Annotated in this window: 17 protein-coding genes; 8 read left to right on the plus strand and 9 right to left on the minus strand. The window is 68.0% G+C overall.

The window, feature by feature from the left end:
- Positions 1 to 8: 8 nt before the first annotated feature.
- Together J2850_RS22430 and J2850_RS22435 are read right to left on the minus strand one after the other, a co-directional pair.
- A complete protein-coding gene (locus tag J2850_RS22430) occupies positions 9 to 1,655 on the minus strand; it encodes an ABC transporter permease (RefSeq protein WP_209986586.1) in 1,647 nt (548 codons plus the stop codon).
- A gap of 14 nt (positions 1,656 to 1,669) precedes the next feature.
- Positions 1,670 to 2,749 carry an ABC transporter ATP-binding protein gene (locus tag J2850_RS22435; RefSeq protein ID WP_209986589.1) on the minus strand — a complete coding sequence of 360 codons (1,080 nt, stop codon included), beginning with the start codon at positions 2,747 to 2,749 and terminating at the stop codon, positions 1,670 to 1,672.
- Positions 2,750 to 2,957: 208 nt separating this feature from the next.
- Here J2850_RS22435 and J2850_RS22440 point away from each other — a divergent pair, with 208 nt between their 5' ends.
- Entirely contained in the window at positions 2,958 to 3,848 is an 891-nt protein-coding gene (locus J2850_RS22440) for a LysR substrate-binding domain-containing protein (protein WP_209986593.1), read from the plus strand.
- Between the two features lie 547 nt (positions 3,849 to 4,395).
- Complete coding sequence (locus J2850_RS22445) at positions 4,396 to 5,478, plus strand: apurinic/apyrimidinic endonuclease family protein (RefSeq protein ID WP_209986595.1); 1,083 nt, start codon at positions 4,396 to 4,398, stop codon at positions 5,476 to 5,478.
- Positions 5,479 to 5,488: 10 nt separating this feature from the next.
- Here J2850_RS22445 and J2850_RS22450 read toward each other — a convergent pair whose 3' ends face one another.
- Entirely contained in the window at positions 5,489 to 6,031 is a 543-nt protein-coding gene (locus J2850_RS22450) for a TetR/AcrR family transcriptional regulator (protein WP_246513369.1), read from the minus strand.
- A gap of 236 nt (positions 6,032 to 6,267) precedes the next feature.
- Between J2850_RS22450 and J2850_RS22455 the strand changes: the two genes are divergently transcribed.
- Positions 6,268 to 6,855: a sugar O-acetyltransferase gene (locus tag J2850_RS22455; RefSeq protein ID WP_209986601.1), complete on the plus strand. Its 588-nt coding sequence runs from the start codon at positions 6,268 to 6,270 to the stop codon at positions 6,853 to 6,855.
- 60 nt (positions 6,856 to 6,915) lie between these two features.
- On the opposite strand, the gene J2850_RS22460 is transcribed toward J2850_RS22455, so the two are convergent.
- On the minus strand, positions 6,916 to 7,287 hold the full coding sequence (locus J2850_RS22460; RefSeq protein WP_209986603.1) for a winged helix-turn-helix transcriptional regulator: 372 nt from the start codon (positions 7,285 to 7,287) through the stop codon (positions 6,916 to 6,918).
- 97 nt (positions 7,288 to 7,384) lie between these two features.
- Here J2850_RS22460 and J2850_RS22465 point away from each other — a divergent pair, with 97 nt between their 5' ends.
- From J2850_RS22465 to J2850_RS22475, 3 genes are all read left to right on the plus strand, one after another.
- Positions 7,385 to 7,771 carry a nuclear transport factor 2 family protein gene (locus J2850_RS22465; protein ID WP_209986607.1) on the plus strand — a complete coding sequence of 129 codons (387 nt, stop codon included), beginning with the start codon at positions 7,385 to 7,387 and terminating at the stop codon, positions 7,769 to 7,771.
- Positions 7,768 to 8,550, plus strand: coding sequence for an SDR family oxidoreductase (locus J2850_RS22470; protein WP_209986609.1), 783 nt, complete (start codon positions 7,768 to 7,770; stop codon positions 8,548 to 8,550). Before J2850_RS22465 ends, J2850_RS22470 begins: the two co-directional genes overlap by 4 nt.
- Before the next feature lie 393 nt (positions 8,551 to 8,943).
- Entirely contained in the window at positions 8,944 to 9,318 is a 375-nt protein-coding gene (locus tag J2850_RS22475) for a DUF427 domain-containing protein (protein WP_209986611.1), read from the plus strand.
- A gap of 178 nt (positions 9,319 to 9,496) precedes the next feature.
- Here J2850_RS22475 and J2850_RS22480 read toward each other — a convergent pair whose 3' ends face one another.
- Positions 9,497 to 10,201: an ArsR/SmtB family transcription factor gene (locus J2850_RS22480; RefSeq protein WP_209986613.1), complete on the minus strand. Its 705-nt coding sequence runs from the start codon at positions 10,199 to 10,201 to the stop codon at positions 9,497 to 9,499.
- Between the two features lie 124 nt (positions 10,202 to 10,325).
- Between J2850_RS22480 and J2850_RS22485 the strand changes: the two genes are divergently transcribed.
- Both J2850_RS22485 and bla read left to right on the plus strand, forming a co-directional pair.
- The gene (locus tag J2850_RS22485) at positions 10,326 to 11,594 is read left to right on the plus strand and encodes an MFS transporter (protein WP_209986615.1); all 1,269 of its coding nucleotides are present in this window, start codon (positions 10,326 to 10,328) and stop codon (positions 11,592 to 11,594) included.
- A gap of 142 nt (positions 11,595 to 11,736) precedes the next feature.
- On the plus strand, positions 11,737 to 12,636 hold the full coding sequence (gene bla / locus J2850_RS22490) for a class A beta-lactamase (protein ID WP_209986618.1): 900 nt from the start codon (positions 11,737 to 11,739) through the stop codon (positions 12,634 to 12,636).
- Between the two features lie 86 nt (positions 12,637 to 12,722).
- Here bla and J2850_RS22495 read toward each other — a convergent pair whose 3' ends face one another.
- From J2850_RS22495 to J2850_RS22510, 4 genes are all read right to left on the minus strand, one after another.
- Complete coding sequence (locus tag J2850_RS22495; protein ID WP_209986621.1) at positions 12,723 to 13,889, minus strand: hypothetical protein; 1,167 nt, start codon at positions 13,887 to 13,889, stop codon at positions 12,723 to 12,725.
- Between the two features lie 257 nt (positions 13,890 to 14,146).
- Positions 14,147 to 14,494 (minus strand): RidA family protein, encoded by a 348-nt coding sequence (locus tag J2850_RS22500; RefSeq protein WP_209986624.1) that lies wholly within the window; start codon positions 14,492 to 14,494, stop codon positions 14,147 to 14,149.
- A gap of 48 nt (positions 14,495 to 14,542) precedes the next feature.
- On the minus strand, positions 14,543 to 14,890 hold the full coding sequence (locus J2850_RS22505; protein WP_209986627.1) for a RidA family protein: 348 nt from the start codon (positions 14,888 to 14,890) through the stop codon (positions 14,543 to 14,545).
- A gap of 22 nt (positions 14,891 to 14,912) precedes the next feature.
- On the minus strand, positions 14,913 to 16,088 hold the full coding sequence (locus J2850_RS22510; RefSeq protein WP_211113998.1) for an NAD(P)/FAD-dependent oxidoreductase: 1,176 nt from the start codon (positions 16,086 to 16,088) through the stop codon (positions 14,913 to 14,915).
- Positions 16,089 to 16,095: the final 7 nt, after the last annotated feature.

The raw sequence follows: 16,095 nt of genomic DNA on the forward strand, positions 1-16,095 counted from the left end.
TCGATCCTTCACTTGGTGGCGAACAGCCGGATGCGGAGCAGCTTCACGCTCAGCGCGATCGGCACGACGATGAGGACGACAAGCACGGCGGCGTAGGCCGAAGCCGGCCCCATGCGGCCGCTGTCGACTTGGCGAAAGATCGCGATGGGCAGCGTTTCCAGACCGCCGCCGTAGACGACGATGGAGGCGCTGAGCTCCGACAGCGTGCTCGCCCACATCAGGACGAAGGCGGACGCGACGGAAGCCCACATCACGGGAACGACGACCTTGAGGAAGGTCTTCAAGGGAGGGACGCCGAGGCTGATCGACGCCTCCTCCAGCGAGTCCGGAATGTTGTAGAGCGAGGACGCGGCCGAACGGATCGAGAAGGGCATCCGGCGCACCACATAGGTGACGATCATGATGAGCGCGGTGCCGGTGAGGACCATGCTGCCGCTGTTGAAGGCCTGCACCAGCGCGATGCCCAGCACGGTGCCGGAGATGGTCAGCGGCAGCACGACAAGGTAATCGAGCGCCTGGGTCGCGGCCGACCGCTTCTTGACGATCAGGTAGCTCGCCAACACCGCGAAGGCGATGCCCGCCGCCGTCGCGACCGACGCGAACTTGAGCGAATTCAGGATCGGGTCGACGCCTGCGGTGAGCGCCCGCTCGATGCCGGCGAGCGAGAACGTGCCCCAGCGGACGAGCGGACCCCGGCTTTCGCTGAAGGCGGCGACGAACACGGTGACGAGCGGCAGGAACGACAGCAGGACGACCACCAGCACGAGGCCGGCAAAGGCCATGCCCCGCCACGAGGCGACCCGGACCGCAGCGGGCGCGCGCCCCTGCGCCATCTGCACGAGCCGCCGCTCGACAAACCGCTTCTGCACGAACAGCACGATGGCGACCAGCGTGATCATCACCAGGGAGAGCGTGCTCTGCATGACCGGACTGCCCCCCATCTCGTTGACGAAGGCGTTGTAGGTCTGGATCGAGAGCAGCGGGATGCGGTTGCCCAGGATGATCGAGACCGCGAAATTTCCGACGACCAGGGTGAAGACCACCATCGCGTTGACGAGAATGGCGGGCGCAACGGTGGGAATCACCACCCGGAACACGGTCTCGACCGGGGTGCGCCCGAGCGACCGGCTCGCCTCTTCCAACTGGCCATCAAATCCACGCAACGCGGCGAGCGTGCCCAGATAGATGTAGGTGTAGTACACCAGCGTCATGACGAAGATCATGCCGCCCCACCCGTAGAAGCTTGGAAGCTCGATCCCCGCCGAGTCACGCAGGGCCTTGGTGACGAAGCCGTTGTTGCCGAGCACCAGAAGCCAGGACTGGCAGGTGATGACTTCTGGAATGATGATGGTGGCGACCGGCAGAAGCGCTACGAAGTTCTTCAGCGGGAAATCATAGCGCGCCACGATGTAGGCGAAGGGCACGCCCACGAGAGTCGCGGCGACGGTGACCGCGACGCCGAGCACCACCGTGTTGCGCAGGCCTCGGAGGTAATCGGGAGTCGCCAGGAACCTCGCAAGCCCGTCGAAGCCGATGCCGTCGGCGCCGCTGAAGCTGTTTCCCACCAGCGTCAGCAGAGGAAAGAGCACGAACAGGGCGTTGATCGCGATGCACAGGGTGGTCAGGGCGCCCCAGGGCAGAATACGCTGTCGCATGGATACGCCTCCCTTCAGGCTGCCACGACGCGGGATGTCCTCGGCACGACCACGTCCACCGGCTGGCCGGGCGCCAGCAGGGGCTGGTGCGTGGCGCCGGCGTGCCGCTCCGCCGTGATCGTGAGCTCGTTGCCGATTCGCACCGTGTAGACCGTGCGGGCGCCGAGATATTGCCGCCGTGCAACTTGGCCCTTGAGCACGTTCGGCGTGCCGGGCGCCGCTTCGGCTTCGCCCAGCACCAGCAATTCGGGCCGGGCAATGAGTTTGCCGTCTTCGCCACCGCGCGCCGTGCCGCTGCCCAGGCAGCACAACTCGTGTCCGGCGATCGCGGCGATGACGTGGCCTTCGCCCGCCGCCCGCAGGATCCGCACCGGCAGCACGTTGGCGGCCCCGATGAAATCGGCGACATAGGCATTGGCCGGCCGTTCGTAGAGATCCTCCGGCGTGCCCACCTGCGCGATGACGCCGCGATCGAGAATGGCGATCCGGTCGGACATCGACAGAGCCTCTTCCTGATCGTGCGTCACGAAGATGGTGGTGGTCCGGGACGCCCGCTGAAGGTCGAGGATGGTTTCCCGCATGGTGACGCGCAGCTTCGCGTCGAGGTTCGACAGCGGCTCGTCCATCAGGAGCACGCGCGGGCGGATGACGAGCGCGCGGGCCAGCGCGGCGCGCTGGCGTTGCCCGCCGGAGAGTTCGGCCGGGTACCGGTCGCCGAGATGCGCCAAGCCGACCCGGTCGAGGTGCGCGGCGACGCTTTTCTCGACGGTGCTCCGGTCATGGCCCCGGGCGCGCAAACCGTAGGCGACGTTGGCAAACACCGTTTTGTCGGGGAACAGCGCGTAATCCTGGAACACCATACCGATGTCCCGGCGATGGACCGGCACGCGGGTCACGTCTTCGCCGTCGAAGAGAATTTTCCCCGTGTCGGGAGAGATGAAGCCGGCGATGGTTCGCAGCAACGTGGTTTTCCCGCAGCCGCTTGGCCCGAGAAGCGTAAAGAACGTGCCATTTTCGATTGCGAGCTCGACGCCTTGGAGCACAGCCGCCTTGCCGTAGGCTTTCGACACCTTGCTGATGGTGATTGCAGCCATGAATTTTCCCTGTTCTTCGGAATCGGATCGCGACGGGCATCGTGGATCTGACGCACGACCGCACGGCCGCTGCTCGGTACCAGCAGCTACCGTGTTGAAAGATATTATTTTTCTTTGATGGGCGGTTGCGCCGCACGATGTCTGTATGTAAGAAAATCAGTCGGCGCTCCAGTTCGAAAATCTGACCGACCTGTTAGGAGGCTTGGGAATGAGACGCCTTCCACCGCTCCGCGCGCTCAGGGTCTTCGAGGTGGTGGCACGCCACGCAAGCGTGACCAGAGCCGCGGAAGAGCTTGGGGTTTCCCACAGCGCCGTGAGCCAGCAGATCAAGCAGTTGGAAGATCACTTCGGGCAGCCCCTTTTCGTGCGCTCGGGACGCGGCATCAGTCCGACGCCGGGGGCCACCGCGTTCCTGGAGGATGTGCGATCCTGTTTCGACCGCCTCGCCATCGCCTCGGAGCAACTGTCGCACCGGACCTACGGGCGGGTGCTGAAGGTCGACGCGACCCCATCCTTCGCACTGCGGTGGCTGATTCCTCAAATCTCGGCATTTCAGCTTGCCAACCCTTCGATCGAGCTGCGCATCTCGACCTCGGCGACGGATGGGATCGGCCATCTCAACGAGCCGGTCGACTTCGTTGTCCGGCGCGACGTCATGAGACGCCCCGACCATGTGTGCCAGCGTTTTCTCGATGACGTGTCGACCGTCGTGCTGAGCCCGACCTTGCTGGAGCAGAAGCGTATCGCGTCTCCCGAGGATCTGCTCGAGGTGCCGCTCCTGCATTTGAAGTCGCGGCCCGACGCATGGACACGGTGGTTCAGGACCACCCACGTGGCAACACCCGAAGCGATCGCCGGACCGTTCTTCGATCACTTCTTCCTGTCGCTCCAGGCCGCGATCAGCGGCCTGGGTGCGGCGATCGGCCCCTATGCACTGATCAAGGATGATCTCGCCGCAGGGCGGCTTGTCGCGCCCTTTCCGCAACACAGGTTGGTTGGGCCCGGTTTCCACGTCCTTTACAGTGCGGGCACCGCGAAAGATCGCACTGGCCGGGTTTTCCTCGAATGGTTGCTGAAGCGGGATTCCGAGGCGGGATGACGGCGTCGCCTCTTGCGGCGTCTTCGCGACGGTCCGTCGGCCGCCCGACAGGGGAGTTTGCACCGAAATGCTCTTTCGATGTCGATCGGCTTGAGATGGGGGGCTCTTCGACGTTTCGTGTGCACAACTCCGAGAGCTGTTTGTCGCTTGGCCGCGCCACCTCGTGCTGGCGAAATGCTACTTTAGGCTGAACAGAGGATTTGCGTTGGGTGGACGGTCTGGTAGGGCTGTGGCCGTCATCCGCCGCCATCAGGGTAGCAGTTTATGGGCACCGCCGTTCGTCCCGCAAGCACTCGCCTTTCGCGGTTACCTTCAGCCCGGTGGAGTCAATCACCACGCCCGGCGGGGGAGGCTAGGTGGGGGCAAAGTCAGCGCCTCCGCGCCTTCGGGAATGACGGAAAGCCCTCCAGCCCAAGTCCCGGCGGGTAAATGCTGATGCATGGGGCGCGCGCGACGCCCGGCCGCCGCGAGGCTTCGGAGCGCAAGGTGGACCGCCGCCGCCGCCGCTCCATATCAAGGGACCCGGTCCCCACAGCCTGCGGCTCCCATGGCTCCCTCCGCTGCCTCTCCCTCCGCGCCGTCCGCCTCGGCCGATGCCCGCTTCGGCTGGTGCTGCCAGTTCGTGCCGCCGGACGGCGACGCGGCGGCAGCCAAGCGGATGAACCCCGGCACCGTCACCATCGCCACCCTGAGCCGCCTGTCCCCGGCCCGCGCCGAGGAGAAGCTGGCCGAGGTGCTGCGCCGCAACCTGCAATCGCTGCACCTGCAGCTCGACGAAGTGGCGCGGCATCCCGCCTACCGCCGTCTGCTGCGGGTGAACAGCGGCCTGCTGCCGGCCTACACCCACGAGGTCGGGCGGCCGCTCTACCGCCAGCCCGGCATCCAGGCGCTGGTGCGCAACGGGCTGGAGCATGCCGGGCGCAAGGCGGCGGCGGCCGGCATCCGCATCGGCCTGCATCCCGACCAGTACTGCGTCCTCAACAGCGCCAACCCGGCGACGCTCGACAATTCGGTGGCGGAGCTGGAATACCATGCCGACGTGCTGCGCATGATGGGGCTGGCCGGCGGCTGGCATCCCAAGGGCGCCCACGTCAACATCCATGGCGGCGGGCGCAGTGAGGGGACTGCGGGTTTCCGTCGCGGCCTGGCCCGCCTGTCGGAGGATGCGCGCAACCTGGTGACCGTCGAGAACGACGAGCTGTCCTTCGGGCTGGACGACCTGCTGCCGCTGGCCGATGCGGTGCCGGTGGTGCTCGACATCCATCACCACTGGGTCAAGAGCCAGGGCGACTACATCCGTCCCGACGATCCCCGCATCGGCGCCATCGTGGCATCCTGGCGCGGCGTGCGTCCGGTGGCGCATGTCAGCGTGTCGCGCGAGGAGCTGCTGGCCGACTGGCCGGCCGACCGGCTGCCGGATTACCCGGTCCTGGCAGCGCGCGGGCTGACCGTCCGCGACCTGCGCGCCCATTCCCAGCGTATGTGGAACCATGCCCTCAACCGGCTGGTCGCCGACCATCTCGCCTGGGCCGATTTCGAGGTGGAGGCCAAGGCCAAGAACCTCGCGGTCGACGATTTGGAGCATGACGCGCTGGCGGCCGGGGCGGTCGGGGCGGGACCTGCCGCCTGACGGGTTGCCGTCACACAAGCCGCCGGACGATCGCCCGGACCTCTTCGCGCGTCGCGGGGTGCGCATCCACCGAGCGGTGGATGGACAGTCCCTCGATCACGGCATCCAGCACCTTGGCGGTCTCGGCCGTGAAATGCTGCCGCAGCGCCGCGCGGCTCTTCTCCATCCACGCCTGCATGACCCCGCGCAGGGGGGGATTGCGGGCGGCGTAGGCGTACAGCTCGTAGCTGAGCAGCATGTTGCGCGGCGTGGCCCAGCTTTCGTCGACGATGAGGTCGACCACCGCCTCGCAGGCGTCGTCGAGCGTCGAGGCGGCGGCGAGCCGCTCGGTGAAGCGGCCCGACACTTGGTCGGCAAGAAGGGTGAAGGCCTCCGTCAGCAGCTCGTCCATGCCCGCGAAGTGATAGGTCATCGAACCGAGCGGCACGTCCGCCGCCGCCGCGACCCGGCGGTGCGTCGTGCCGGCGACGCCATGCTCGGCGACGACGTCGAGGGTCGCCTGGAGGATGCGGGCGCGGCGGTCGGGGTCGTAGCGGCGTTTGGGCGAGGGCAAACCGATGCTCCTGGGGAAGGGCGGGATCCGCGGAACGGAGGGGGTTGGCAAGGCCGGAGCTGTTATGTACATATGTACACAACAGCCGTGAGGGCCGAAACCCTCTGGCGGCGGGCCGGCCCGGCGGATGGGTGCCGGCCATCCGCCGGCGAAAGGCCCGCTTCGGCCTCCAGGCTTTTCAGCTCCCACGATTTTCCGGCTCTCGCCATGTCGATCCATGACCAGGAGGATGCCCGATGCGCACCGAACGTGAAAAGATGCTGGCTGGTGACCTCTACGACGCCCTCGATCCCGAACTGGTGGCCGACCGCAACCGCGTCAGGGAGCTGTGCCAGGCGCTGAACGCGTCGCGCGATGCGGATGAGGTCCTGCGCCGCGACCTGTGCAGGCGGATCTTCGGCAAGGGCGGCGACACGGTCTGGATGCAGCCGCCGTTCTACTGCGACTATGGTTCGAACATCGAATTGGGCGAGCGGGTGTTCTTCAACTTCAACTGTGTCGTCCTCGATGTCTGCCGGGTGCGCATCGGCGACTACACGCTGTTCGGGCCGGGCGTCCAGATCCTGACGCCGATGCATCCGCTCGACGCGGCCCTTCGCCGGAAGCAGGAATACGGCAAGCCGATCGACATCGGCTCCGACGTGTGGGTCGGCGGGGGAGCCCTGATCCTGCCCGGCGTCACCATCGGATCGCGCACGGTCATCGGTGCGGGAAGCGTCGTCACGCGCGACGTGCCGGACGGGGTCTTCGCAGCCGGCAACCCGTGCCGCGTCATCCGCGAGATCGGCGAGGACGAGCGGCAGTCCTACGCCTCCCCCTCCTGACGCCCGCTCACCCGGCGGCCGTCAGGCGGCCATCAGGCCGCCGGTCCATTGCCGACACCGTCAGCCACGCTGATCTCCGCCCGCTTCGTTGGTGCCTTCCCCGCCGTCGGCCCCCCGCCGGGCCGCCCATGTGAGCAGTGCGTCCAGCGCCGGGCACAAGGCCTGACCCCAGTCGGTCAGGCCATACTCGACCTTCGGCGGCACCTGATGGTGGACGATGCGGCGCACCATCCCGTCCTTCTCCATCTGGCGAAGCTGCTGGCTCAGCATTTTCTGGGAAATTCCCGGGATCGCCCGCTCCAGATCGGAGAAGCGCAGCACGTTCCCGCCAAAGAGGTGAAACAGGATGGTGAGCTTCCAACGTCCCTCGATGAGCTTGATCGCGCTCTCGACGCCTTCGGCTGCTGTCTCTCTCGTATATTGATGAGGCATACTTTTCCGTAAGTACCTTACTTTTTCGTGCGTTCTTGCGCTTTTGAAAGATTAGGTCATTTTCCATCACCGGACAAGTTCAACCCGGAGATCGACCATGGCGCTTTCACTGCCCAAACCCATAGCCGAGTACTTCGCCGCGGATGCGGCGGATGGCGCTGCACTCGCAGAGTGCTTCGCCGCTGACGCCGTGGTGATCGACGAAGCGCGGACGCACCGGGGACGCGAGGCGATCGCGCGCTGGAAGGCAGCGGCTACGGCAAAATACGATTATGCCAGTGAGCCCGTGGCCATCGACGGGCGGGGCGACAGGATCGCCGTTACCGCGCGTCTCACCGGCACCTTTCCCGGAAGCCCGGTGAACCTCCGCTACGCGTTCACGCTCGCGGAAAGCCAAATCGCCCATCCGGAGAACGCCTGCCCGGAGAACGCCCGTCCGGAGATCGCCCATCTGGAGATCGTCCGCCTGGAGATCGTCCCATGAGCATCGATCTCGGCCTCGACGGGAAACGGGCCCTGGTCACGGGTGGGACCAAGGGCCTGGGGGCGGCGGTCGTCCAGGCACTGGCGACCGCGGGCGTGAGGGTCGCGACGACGGCCAGGACGGTGCCGGAAAGCGGCTCCGGACGAATCCACTATATCGCCGCCGACCTCACCACCGCGCGGGACTGCGCGAATGTCGCCGGGGAGGTGCTGCGCATGTTCGGCGGCATCGACATCATCGTCGATGTGCTTGGCGGATCGAGTGCGCCGGCGGGCGGCTTCGCGGCACTGACGGATGAGGAATGGCGCAGGGAGATCGATCACAACCTCATGCCTGCGGTCCGGCTGGACCGCGCGTTGCTGCCGTCGATGATCGCCCAAGGATCAGGCGTCCTCATCCATGTGACGTCGATCCAGCACCGATTGCCTCTGCCGGAATCGACGACGGCCTACGCGGCGGCGAAGGCGGCGCTGTCGACCTACAGCAAGAGCCTGTCGAAGGAGGTGGCTGCCAAGGGGGTCAGGGTTGTCCGCGTATCGCCGGGCTGGATCGAGACCGATGCCGCCGTGGCGCTCGCGGAGCGCCTCGCGCGCGAGGCCGGCACCGATTATGAGGGCGGCAAGAGGATCATCATGAAGTCCCTCGGCGGAATTCCGCTCGGGCGGCCCGCGAAGCCGGCGGAGGTCGCAGACCTCATCACCTTCCTGGCATCGCCGCGGGCCGCGGCCATAACCGGCAGCGAGCATGTCATCGATTGCGGGACCGTCCCCACTGCCTGAGGCGCCGGGGGCGTTCACCGTGATCTCCCCAAGCCTGGAACAACGAACACCCTTCCACAGGCGGGCGAGAGGGGCACGCGGATCCGCCTCAGGAGGCCGATTGCCCTTCAAGGAGACTCTCTTCGACGGAACCGAGGTCCTGAAGGATGCGGACAGCGGCCTCGTAACTGTCCTGTCCGGCGGGCGCCACGGCAAGGGCGCGCGGACCTCTCGCGGGGAGTTGCGTCCCGCGCCGCCTGTGAATAGCGTCCGCTTTCGACGACGCGCGCCGACATCCGCAAGGCGTCCAGCCTGTCCATCGCTGTGATTCCGAGCAGGAATGGAAGGCATGGCCGTTTCCGATCCTGGATGATCACTTATATGACGTGGCTCCGCAGGCGAAAGGACAGCGTCATGGCCGACCGCAAGATACTGACCCCCGATGCGACCCACCCCATCACCATCGGCAGGTGCCTGTCGACGGTCGTCGTCAGGAAAGGATCACTTCACATCGCAAGAACCGGGAGCGCCCTGACGCTTGTGGAGGCGTCCTATCCGCCTGTCCACTATGTCCCACGGCACGACGTCGACATGTCGCTCCTGGAGCGCTCGCAGCACACCAGCTATTGCCCGTACAAGGGGGAAGCAAGCTACTACAGCATCCCGGCCCTCGGAGAGGCCGGGCGGAACAGCGTCTGGACCTACGAGACCCCCTTCGATGCGGTTGGCGGCATCGCCGGCTATCTCGCCTTCTATCCCGACCGGATGGAGATCGAGCTGGCCGACTAGGCCATAACCGTCCGGAAGAGCGCCTGGAAAAGGCGGTGATGGGCCTACCGAAGGGCGAGTCCCTCGTCGGACTTGGCGAGGGTTAGGATCCGCGCGGCGGCGACGGTGCCCGGCTGGCATCTTGAAGGACGCGAGTTCATGGTCGGCCATGCCGCACCGGTGATGGCGGAGCGGTGCATCAGCCGTCGGTCCTGATCCCGAAGGCCTCCCGCAGTGCCGTTTTTCCATGCGGCGTGACCTCCAGGGCCCGGCTGCCGCCGATGCGCCGGACCCAGGCCCGCTCGAAGGCATGGGCGCAGAGGGCGGCGCCGAGCTGGCCGGCGATGTGCGGGCGGCGCTCGCTCCAGTCGAGGCAGGGCCGGCAGAGCGGCCGCGGGGCCCGCGGCCGCGGGTGCACCGGCAGCGCGATGCCGACCTCCGCCATCAGTTCCAGGCCCCGCCGCGTCACCAGCCCGTTGTCGCCTTCGATCTCCACCGCGCCCATCGCGACGAGCGCGTCGGAGATCCGGACGCCGAGCTGGCCGGCGAGATGGTCGTAGCAGGTGCGGGCCGCCCGCAGCGCGGCGTCGCGCGGGCCGACCCGCAGGGGCTTGCGCAACGCCGGCCCGCCGCCGCCGATCCGCATCATGCTCTCGATGAGCACCGCCACGTCGGCGCCGGCCAGCCGGTGGTAGCGGTGCCGGCCCTGCTTTTCCCCGACGATCAGGTGTGCGGCCACCATCTTCGCCAGATGGCCGCTCGCGGTCTGCGGCGTGACCGCGGCGACCTCCGCCAGTTCACCGGCTGTCAGCGCGCGTCCGTCCATCAGCGCCACCAGCATGGCGGCGCGTGCCGGTTCGCCGATGGCGGCCGCCACCTCGGCAAGCTGATTGGGCGTGACCATCCTGTCTCCTCCGATCGGCACAGCATAACCGAACCCGGCTGCGTGATCCTTCGCTTCGCACCGAACCATCCCGCGGCTCGGCCGGTCCATAAGCGCGGCGACCCTTCCAGGAGAACCGCGCATCATGTCGGCAACCTTGAGCCAACCTCCGTTCCTCGGGTGGCGCGTCGTCGCCGCCGCCTTCCTGCTGGCCATCTTCGGCTGGGGTGTCGGCTTCTACGGCCCGCCCGTCTATCTCTACGCCGTCATCGAACGCACCGGATGGCCGGTGGCCCTGGTCTCCGCGGCCGTGACGGTGCATTTCCTCTGCGGCGCGCTGGTGGTCGCCAACCTGGCGCGGCTGCACCGGGCGCTGGGCATCCCCGGCGCTACCTGCCTCGGCGCGGCGCTCCTGGCGACCGGTGTCGCCGGCTGGGCGACCGCCACGGCGCCGTGGCAGCTTTTCGCCGCCGCACTGGCCAGCGGCGCCGGCTGGGTGGCGATGGGGGCCGCCGCGATCAACGCCATCATCTCCCCCTGGTTCGTCCGCAAGCGCCCGGCGGCGCTTGGAATGGCCTACAACGGCGCCAGCATCGGTGGCGTCATCTTCTCGCCGCTGTGGATCGCCCTGATCTCCGGCATCGGCTTCTTCCGCGCCGCCGCCGCCGTCGGCCTGGTGATGATGGTGGTGGTCGGGCTGCTCGCGGCACTGGTCTTCTCCAAGACGCCGCAGAGCCTCGGCCAGGAACCGGACGGCGGCAGGGGTGGCGGTCCGTACGACACCCCGGTGGCGGCTCCGGCGCCGCGCGACGGCCGTCCCCTGCCGGATGGCGGTCTCTGGTTGGACCGCCGCTTCGTCACGCTTGCCGGCGGCATGGCGCTCGGGCTGTTCGCGCAGATCGGGCTGCTCGCCCATCTGCTGTCGCTGCTGGCGCCGGTGCTCGGCGAGTCGGCCGCCGGACTGGCGATGGGCGGTGCCACGCTGGCGGCGATCGCCGGCCGCAGCGCCGTCGGCTGGATGATGCCGCCGTCTGCCGACCGCCGCCTCGTCGCCTGCGCAAGCTACGGGACGCAGTTGCTCGGCACGGCCGCCCTGACGGTGGCGGGCATGGCGATGGATGGCATGGCGATGCTGGCGGCCGGCATTTTTCTGTTCGGGCTGGGGATCGGAAACGCCACCTCGTTGCCGCCGCTGATCGCCCAGGCCGAGTTCGCGCCTGCCGACGTGGTGCGCGTGGTTCCGCTGATCGTGGCCGCCGGTCAGGCGGCCTACGCCTTTGCTCCCGCCGCCTTCGGTCTGCTGCGGACTGCGGCCCCCGGCGGCGTCGAGACGGGAGCTCCGCTGTTCCTGGCCGCCGGCCTCGTGCAGGCGGCGGCCATCGCCTGTTTCCTCGCGGGGCGGCGTATGCGCTGAAGCCGCCTCCCTCCCCGGTCCAGCCGTCCCGTGCTCCGGAGATACAAATTTTATTGGGGGCTTCCGAAAGGAAACGTCGTTTGCGGCAGTCCGACGGCTTTTCTACGGTGCGCCCGTCACAACAGCCGGGAGGAAGGCGGAGATGATCGGACGGCGTGGGTTTCTGGGAGCGGCGGGCGGTGCGCTGCTGGTGGCGGCGAGCGGGGTTCAGGCCGCGACACCGGCCGATCCCAAGGGGCTGGGCGGTTCCGCCCTCAAGGAGCGCATGGCGGCGCTGGAGGCGCGCAGCGGCGGCCGGCTCGGCGTGGCGGTGTTCGACACCGGCAGCGGCCGGCGCTTCTCCCGGCGGGGCGGCGAACGCTTCCCGATGTGCAGCACCTTCAAATTTCCTTTGGCCGCCGCCGTCCTGAAGAAGGTCGGGGAGGGGGCGGAGAGTCTGGACCGCCGCATCCCGGTGACCGCCGCCGACCTCATCCCCTACGCCCCCTTCGCCGAGACGCGGGTGAACGGCCAGCCGCCGACGGTGGCCGAGCTGTGCCAGGCTGCGGTGACGCTGAGCGACAATGTCGCGGCGAACCTGCTGCTGCCGGTGGTCGGCGGCCCGGCCGGGCTGACCGCCTTCCTGCGCGCCATCGGCGACCGCAAGACCCGGCTGGACCGCAACGAGCCGACGCTGAACAGCGCCATCCCCGGCGACCCACGCGACACCACCACGCCGGTCTCGATGGTGCATTGCCTGGACCGCCTGATGGTCGGCGACGCCCTGCCGCCGGAGCAGCGCCGCCAACTGATCGACTGGATGGTCGCGACCAGGACCGGCGACAAGCGCCTGCGTGCGGGCGTGCCCAAGGGCTGGCGCGTCGGCGACAAGACCGGGACCGGTGTCAACGGCACCGCCAACGATGTCGCCATCCTGTGGCCGGAAGGGCGGGCGCCGGTGCTGCTGGCCAGCTACCTGACGCAGACGGCCAAGGACTTCAAGGGTCAGGACGCCGTCCACGCCGACGTCGCCCGCGCCGTGGTGGAGGCGCTGGCGGCGTGACCGCCGGGAAAGACGGCCGGCCGCCGTCGATCAGGCGGCGGGGCGCCCAGCCCTGATCCGGAGCGCCATGGTTCAAGAGGCCCGAGTCAGACCACGGTGTCGGTTCGGGCGGCAGCGGTCCCGGATGTGGACGCACCGGACCCGTCCTTCAGCGACTGCGTCAGGGCCGCAAGGATGCCGTCCTTGCCGTCCGCTTCGTCGGGGACGGGTTTCGGTGGGCCGGGCTGCGGCCGGAACAGTGCGGCATCCGCACCCGCCGTCGGCATCGCGAGCAGCATGTCGATCCTCGGCGTCGGCTTTTCGGCCTGATGTGCCAGAACCTGCTGCCAAGCGGTCTTGAACGCGTCGGCGGACGAGGTGTAGCCGGGGGGAAGCGTCTCGGGCTGTTGGTTTTGCGGCTGCCGTGGCGGGGCGTCGGGGGTCGGCAAATCCGGCACCTTGCTCAGATCGACCCCGGCGGCGACGGCGGTCGCCGCGTCCTTGTACATCCCCTGACGGAAACCCGCATCGAACAGTTTCTGGACGGCGGCGGTATCGCTTCTGGAAAAGGGATCGGGATCCTCCTCATCGGCGAAGATGTCCGCGTGCCGCAGATTGTTGCTGAGCCTGCGCTGCCACGCGGCCTCCGGAAGGTCGCCCGAACCCTCGCCTGAACCGTCGCCGGGTTTCCCGTCGATTTCCCCATATTGGCGTATGAAATTTTCCTTGTGCGCCTGGAGCGACGCCATCAGAGTTTTCATCGAATCCTGCGATTCGGTCCTGTATTCCTCGCCATTCTCAGGAAGGGTTTTGGCCAAGTCCTCGTATTTTTCCGAGTGCTGCCTCATGATCTCGGCGGATTCTTTGGCGAACTTAAGCCTTCTCTCTGTGGTTTCGCGACGCTCCCGCGCCGAGGCGATTTCCTCCTGCGTTGCCGGAGCCGTCGCCATGTACCGGTGGTCCACCGCTTCCTTGACGATCCCCCGCAATCCCTTCACCACATCGTCGGCGGTGAGCACGCCCGCCTTGACCGAGTCCTCCAGCATCGCCTTCGCCTTGCCGTCGAGCTTCTCGAACATCTTGGCGGCGACGCCGGTCAGGGCCTTGCCCAGCGGGCTGACGTCGACACTGTCGCCCCGCTGCGCCGACGGCGTGGAAAAGGCGGTGGCGACGAGACTTCTTGCCGTACCGTGCGCCGCAGCGTTCGTGGGCTTCCACACCCCCGACGAGCCGGCTGAGACGGTGGAGAACAGGCTGTGAGGGGTGAGAGACATGGCGGCCTCCAGGTTCGGCGGCAACGGGCGGGTGTCCTGGAAAGGAGACCAGCCACTTTACAATCTCAAGGTTTGCACAAATGTCGATAAAATACAATAAGGCGATGCGCAGGCACGCTGCGGTATATATACTTAGAAGCCTAAACATCTCCGGGATGTGGTCGCCGATACCGGACAGCCGGGCATAAAAAAAACCCCCGCACCGACGGTGGAACGCCGTCGGTGCGGGGGAGTCGCTCTCTCGTCCGGCCGGAGGATCAGACGGCGGCGGTGACCACCACCTCGATCTTGATCTCCGGCTTGCCGAGGTCGGCGACGCCGATGGTGGCGCGGGCCGGCAGGTCGTTGCCGTCCAGCCAGGCCAGCCAGGCGTCGTTCATCTCGTCCTTCAGGCCCATGTCGGTGATGAAGAGCTGGGCCGACAGCAGCTTGGTCTTGTCGCTGCCGGCCATCGCCAGCACCTGGTCGAGCTTGCCGCAGATCTGCGTGACCTGGCCGCCCATGCCGACGCTGACGTCGTCGGCGATGATGCCGCCGAGATAGGCCGTGCCGTTGTTGACGACGACGCGGTGCATGATCTTGGTCTTCTCGATACGCTTGATCACTGAAGGACTCCTGTTTGTGAAACGTGGCGTTGGGGTGAGGCGCCGGCCTTACAGCCCCGCGACGACGACGATCTCCACCAGGACCGCCGGGTCGGCCAGCTTCGCCTCGACCGTCGCGCGGGCGGGCGGGTTGGCGCGGTCGACCCAGGCGTCCCAGGCGGCGTTCATCTCGGCGAAGGTGGCGATGTCGGCGAGGTAGATGGTGGCGGTCAGCAGGTTGCTCTTGCTCGTCCCGGCCTGGGCCAGCAGGGCGTCGATCTGGCGCAGGACGTCGCGGGTCTGTGCCTCCACCGTGGTGGAGCCGTCGTCGACGATCTGGCCGGCGAGATAGACGGTGTCCTTGTGGATGACCATGTCGCACAGGCGCGGGGTCGGGTGGAAACGCTGAATGGTCACCGTGGCAAAACTCCGATGGGCATCAGGCGGCGAAGCGGCCGATGCGGAAGGGGGCGATGGGCAGGTCGGTCGACCCGCCCGTGATGAGGTCGGCGGTGATGCGCCCGACGATCGGGCCGAGCTGGAAACCATGCGCAGAAAAGCCGAAGGCATGGAAGAGATCCGGCTCGGTGCCGCTGGGGCCGATCACCGGGATCTGGTCCGGCATGCGCGCCTCGATCCCCGCCCAGGACCGCACCACGGTGGCGCCGCGCATGATCGGGAACAGGTCCCACACCGTCCGCGCGTTCACCGACACCTGCGAGAAGTCCAGCTCCGTCCGGTTCTCGTCGCGCTCCGCCCGGCCCAGCAGGCCGCCGCCGATCAGCACGGTGCCGTTGGGGAACTGCTTGAAGGACAGGGTGCGGCCGGCGGCGCCGACCACCGGCTTGATGAAGGGCGGCACCCGGGCGGTGATCATCAGCATGGGCGCGATGACCTCCAGCGGCACCGGCTCGCCCACCTGGGCGGCGATGCGGTCGGCCCAGGCCCCGGCGCAGTTGACGACGACCGGCGCCTCGAAGCGCCCGCCCTCCGCGGTCTCCACCGTCCACAGCCCGCCCCGGCGCGACAGCCGGGTCACCGCCCCGCCTTCCTGGAAGCGGGCGCCCAGCGCGATCGCCTTGCGGCGGAAGGCGAAGGTGGTGCGGAAGGGGATCGCCGCGCCGTCGCGCCGCGACACCAGCGCGCCGACGCAATGATCGGCGATGGCCGGGACCAGCGCCCGCAGCTCGTCGCGGCCGATGGTCTCCTCATGGCCGAAGCCGAGCGCCCGCAGCTCGTCGACGCGGGCCTGCAGCCCGTCCAGCTCCTCCTCCGTCTCCGCCACCTTGATCTGGCCGTGGCTTTCGAAGCCGCAGTCGTCGTCGACCAGCTCGCCGATACGGTGCCACAGCTCCATCGAGGCGACGGACAGCGGCACCTCGGCGACATGCCGGCCGAGCTGGCGCACGCCGCCGGCATTGACGCCGGAGGCGTGGCGGGCGACATGGTCCTTCTCCAGCACCAGCACGCGCACCCCGCGCATCGACAGGTGCAGGGCGGCGGAGCAGCCGTGCAGCCCGCCGCCGATGACGATGACGTCGGGCCGGAAGCCCGCGGTGCCGGGGCCGGAAGAGGGGCTGGAAGAGGGGCCGGAAGCGGTGCCGGTTTCGCTCATGCCGCTG

The organism is Azospirillum picis (assembly GCF_017876115.1).
Lineage (GTDB): Bacteria > Pseudomonadota > Alphaproteobacteria > Azospirillales > Azospirillaceae > Azospirillum > Azospirillum picis.

Coding starts and splice junctions, on each gene's coding strand:
- J2850_RS22430 (WP_209986586.1), bottom strand. CDS start 1,655: ATGCGACAGCGTATTCTGCCCTGGGGCGCCCTGACCACCCTGTGCATC.
- J2850_RS22435 (WP_209986589.1), bottom strand. CDS start 2,749: ATGGCTGCAATCACCATCAGCAAGGTGTCGAAAGCCTACGGCAAGGCG.
- J2850_RS22440 (WP_209986593.1), top strand. CDS start 2,958: ATGAGACGCCTTCCACCGCTCCGCGCGCTCAGGGTCTTCGAGGTGGTG.
- J2850_RS22445 (WP_209986595.1), top strand. CDS start 4,396: ATGGCTCCCTCCGCTGCCTCTCCCTCCGCGCCGTCCGCCTCGGCCGAT.
- J2850_RS22455 (WP_209986601.1), top strand. CDS start 6,268: ATGCGCACCGAACGTGAAAAGATGCTGGCTGGTGACCTCTACGACGCC.
- J2850_RS22460 (WP_209986603.1), bottom strand. CDS start 7,287: ATGCCTCATCAATATACGAGAGAGACAGCAGCCGAAGGCGTCGAGAGC.
- J2850_RS22465 (WP_209986607.1), top strand. CDS start 7,385: ATGGCGCTTTCACTGCCCAAACCCATAGCCGAGTACTTCGCCGCGGAT.
- J2850_RS22470 (WP_209986609.1), top strand. CDS start 7,768: ATGAGCATCGATCTCGGCCTCGACGGGAAACGGGCCCTGGTCACGGGT.
- J2850_RS22475 (WP_209986611.1), top strand. CDS start 8,944: ATGGCCGACCGCAAGATACTGACCCCCGATGCGACCCACCCCATCACC.
- J2850_RS22480 (WP_209986613.1), bottom strand. CDS start 10,201: ATGGTCACGCCCAATCAGCTTGCCGAGGTGGCGGCCGCCATCGGCGAA.
- J2850_RS22485 (WP_209986615.1), top strand. CDS start 10,326: ATGTCGGCAACCTTGAGCCAACCTCCGTTCCTCGGGTGGCGCGTCGTC.
- bla (WP_209986618.1), top strand. CDS start 11,737: ATGATCGGACGGCGTGGGTTTCTGGGAGCGGCGGGCGGTGCGCTGCTG.
- J2850_RS22495 (WP_209986621.1), bottom strand. CDS start 13,889: ATGTCTCTCACCCCTCACAGCCTGTTCTCCACCGTCTCAGCCGGCTCG.
- J2850_RS22510 (WP_211113998.1), bottom strand. CDS start 16,088: ATGAGCGAAACCGGCACCGCTTCCGGCCCCTCTTCCAGCCCCTCTTCC.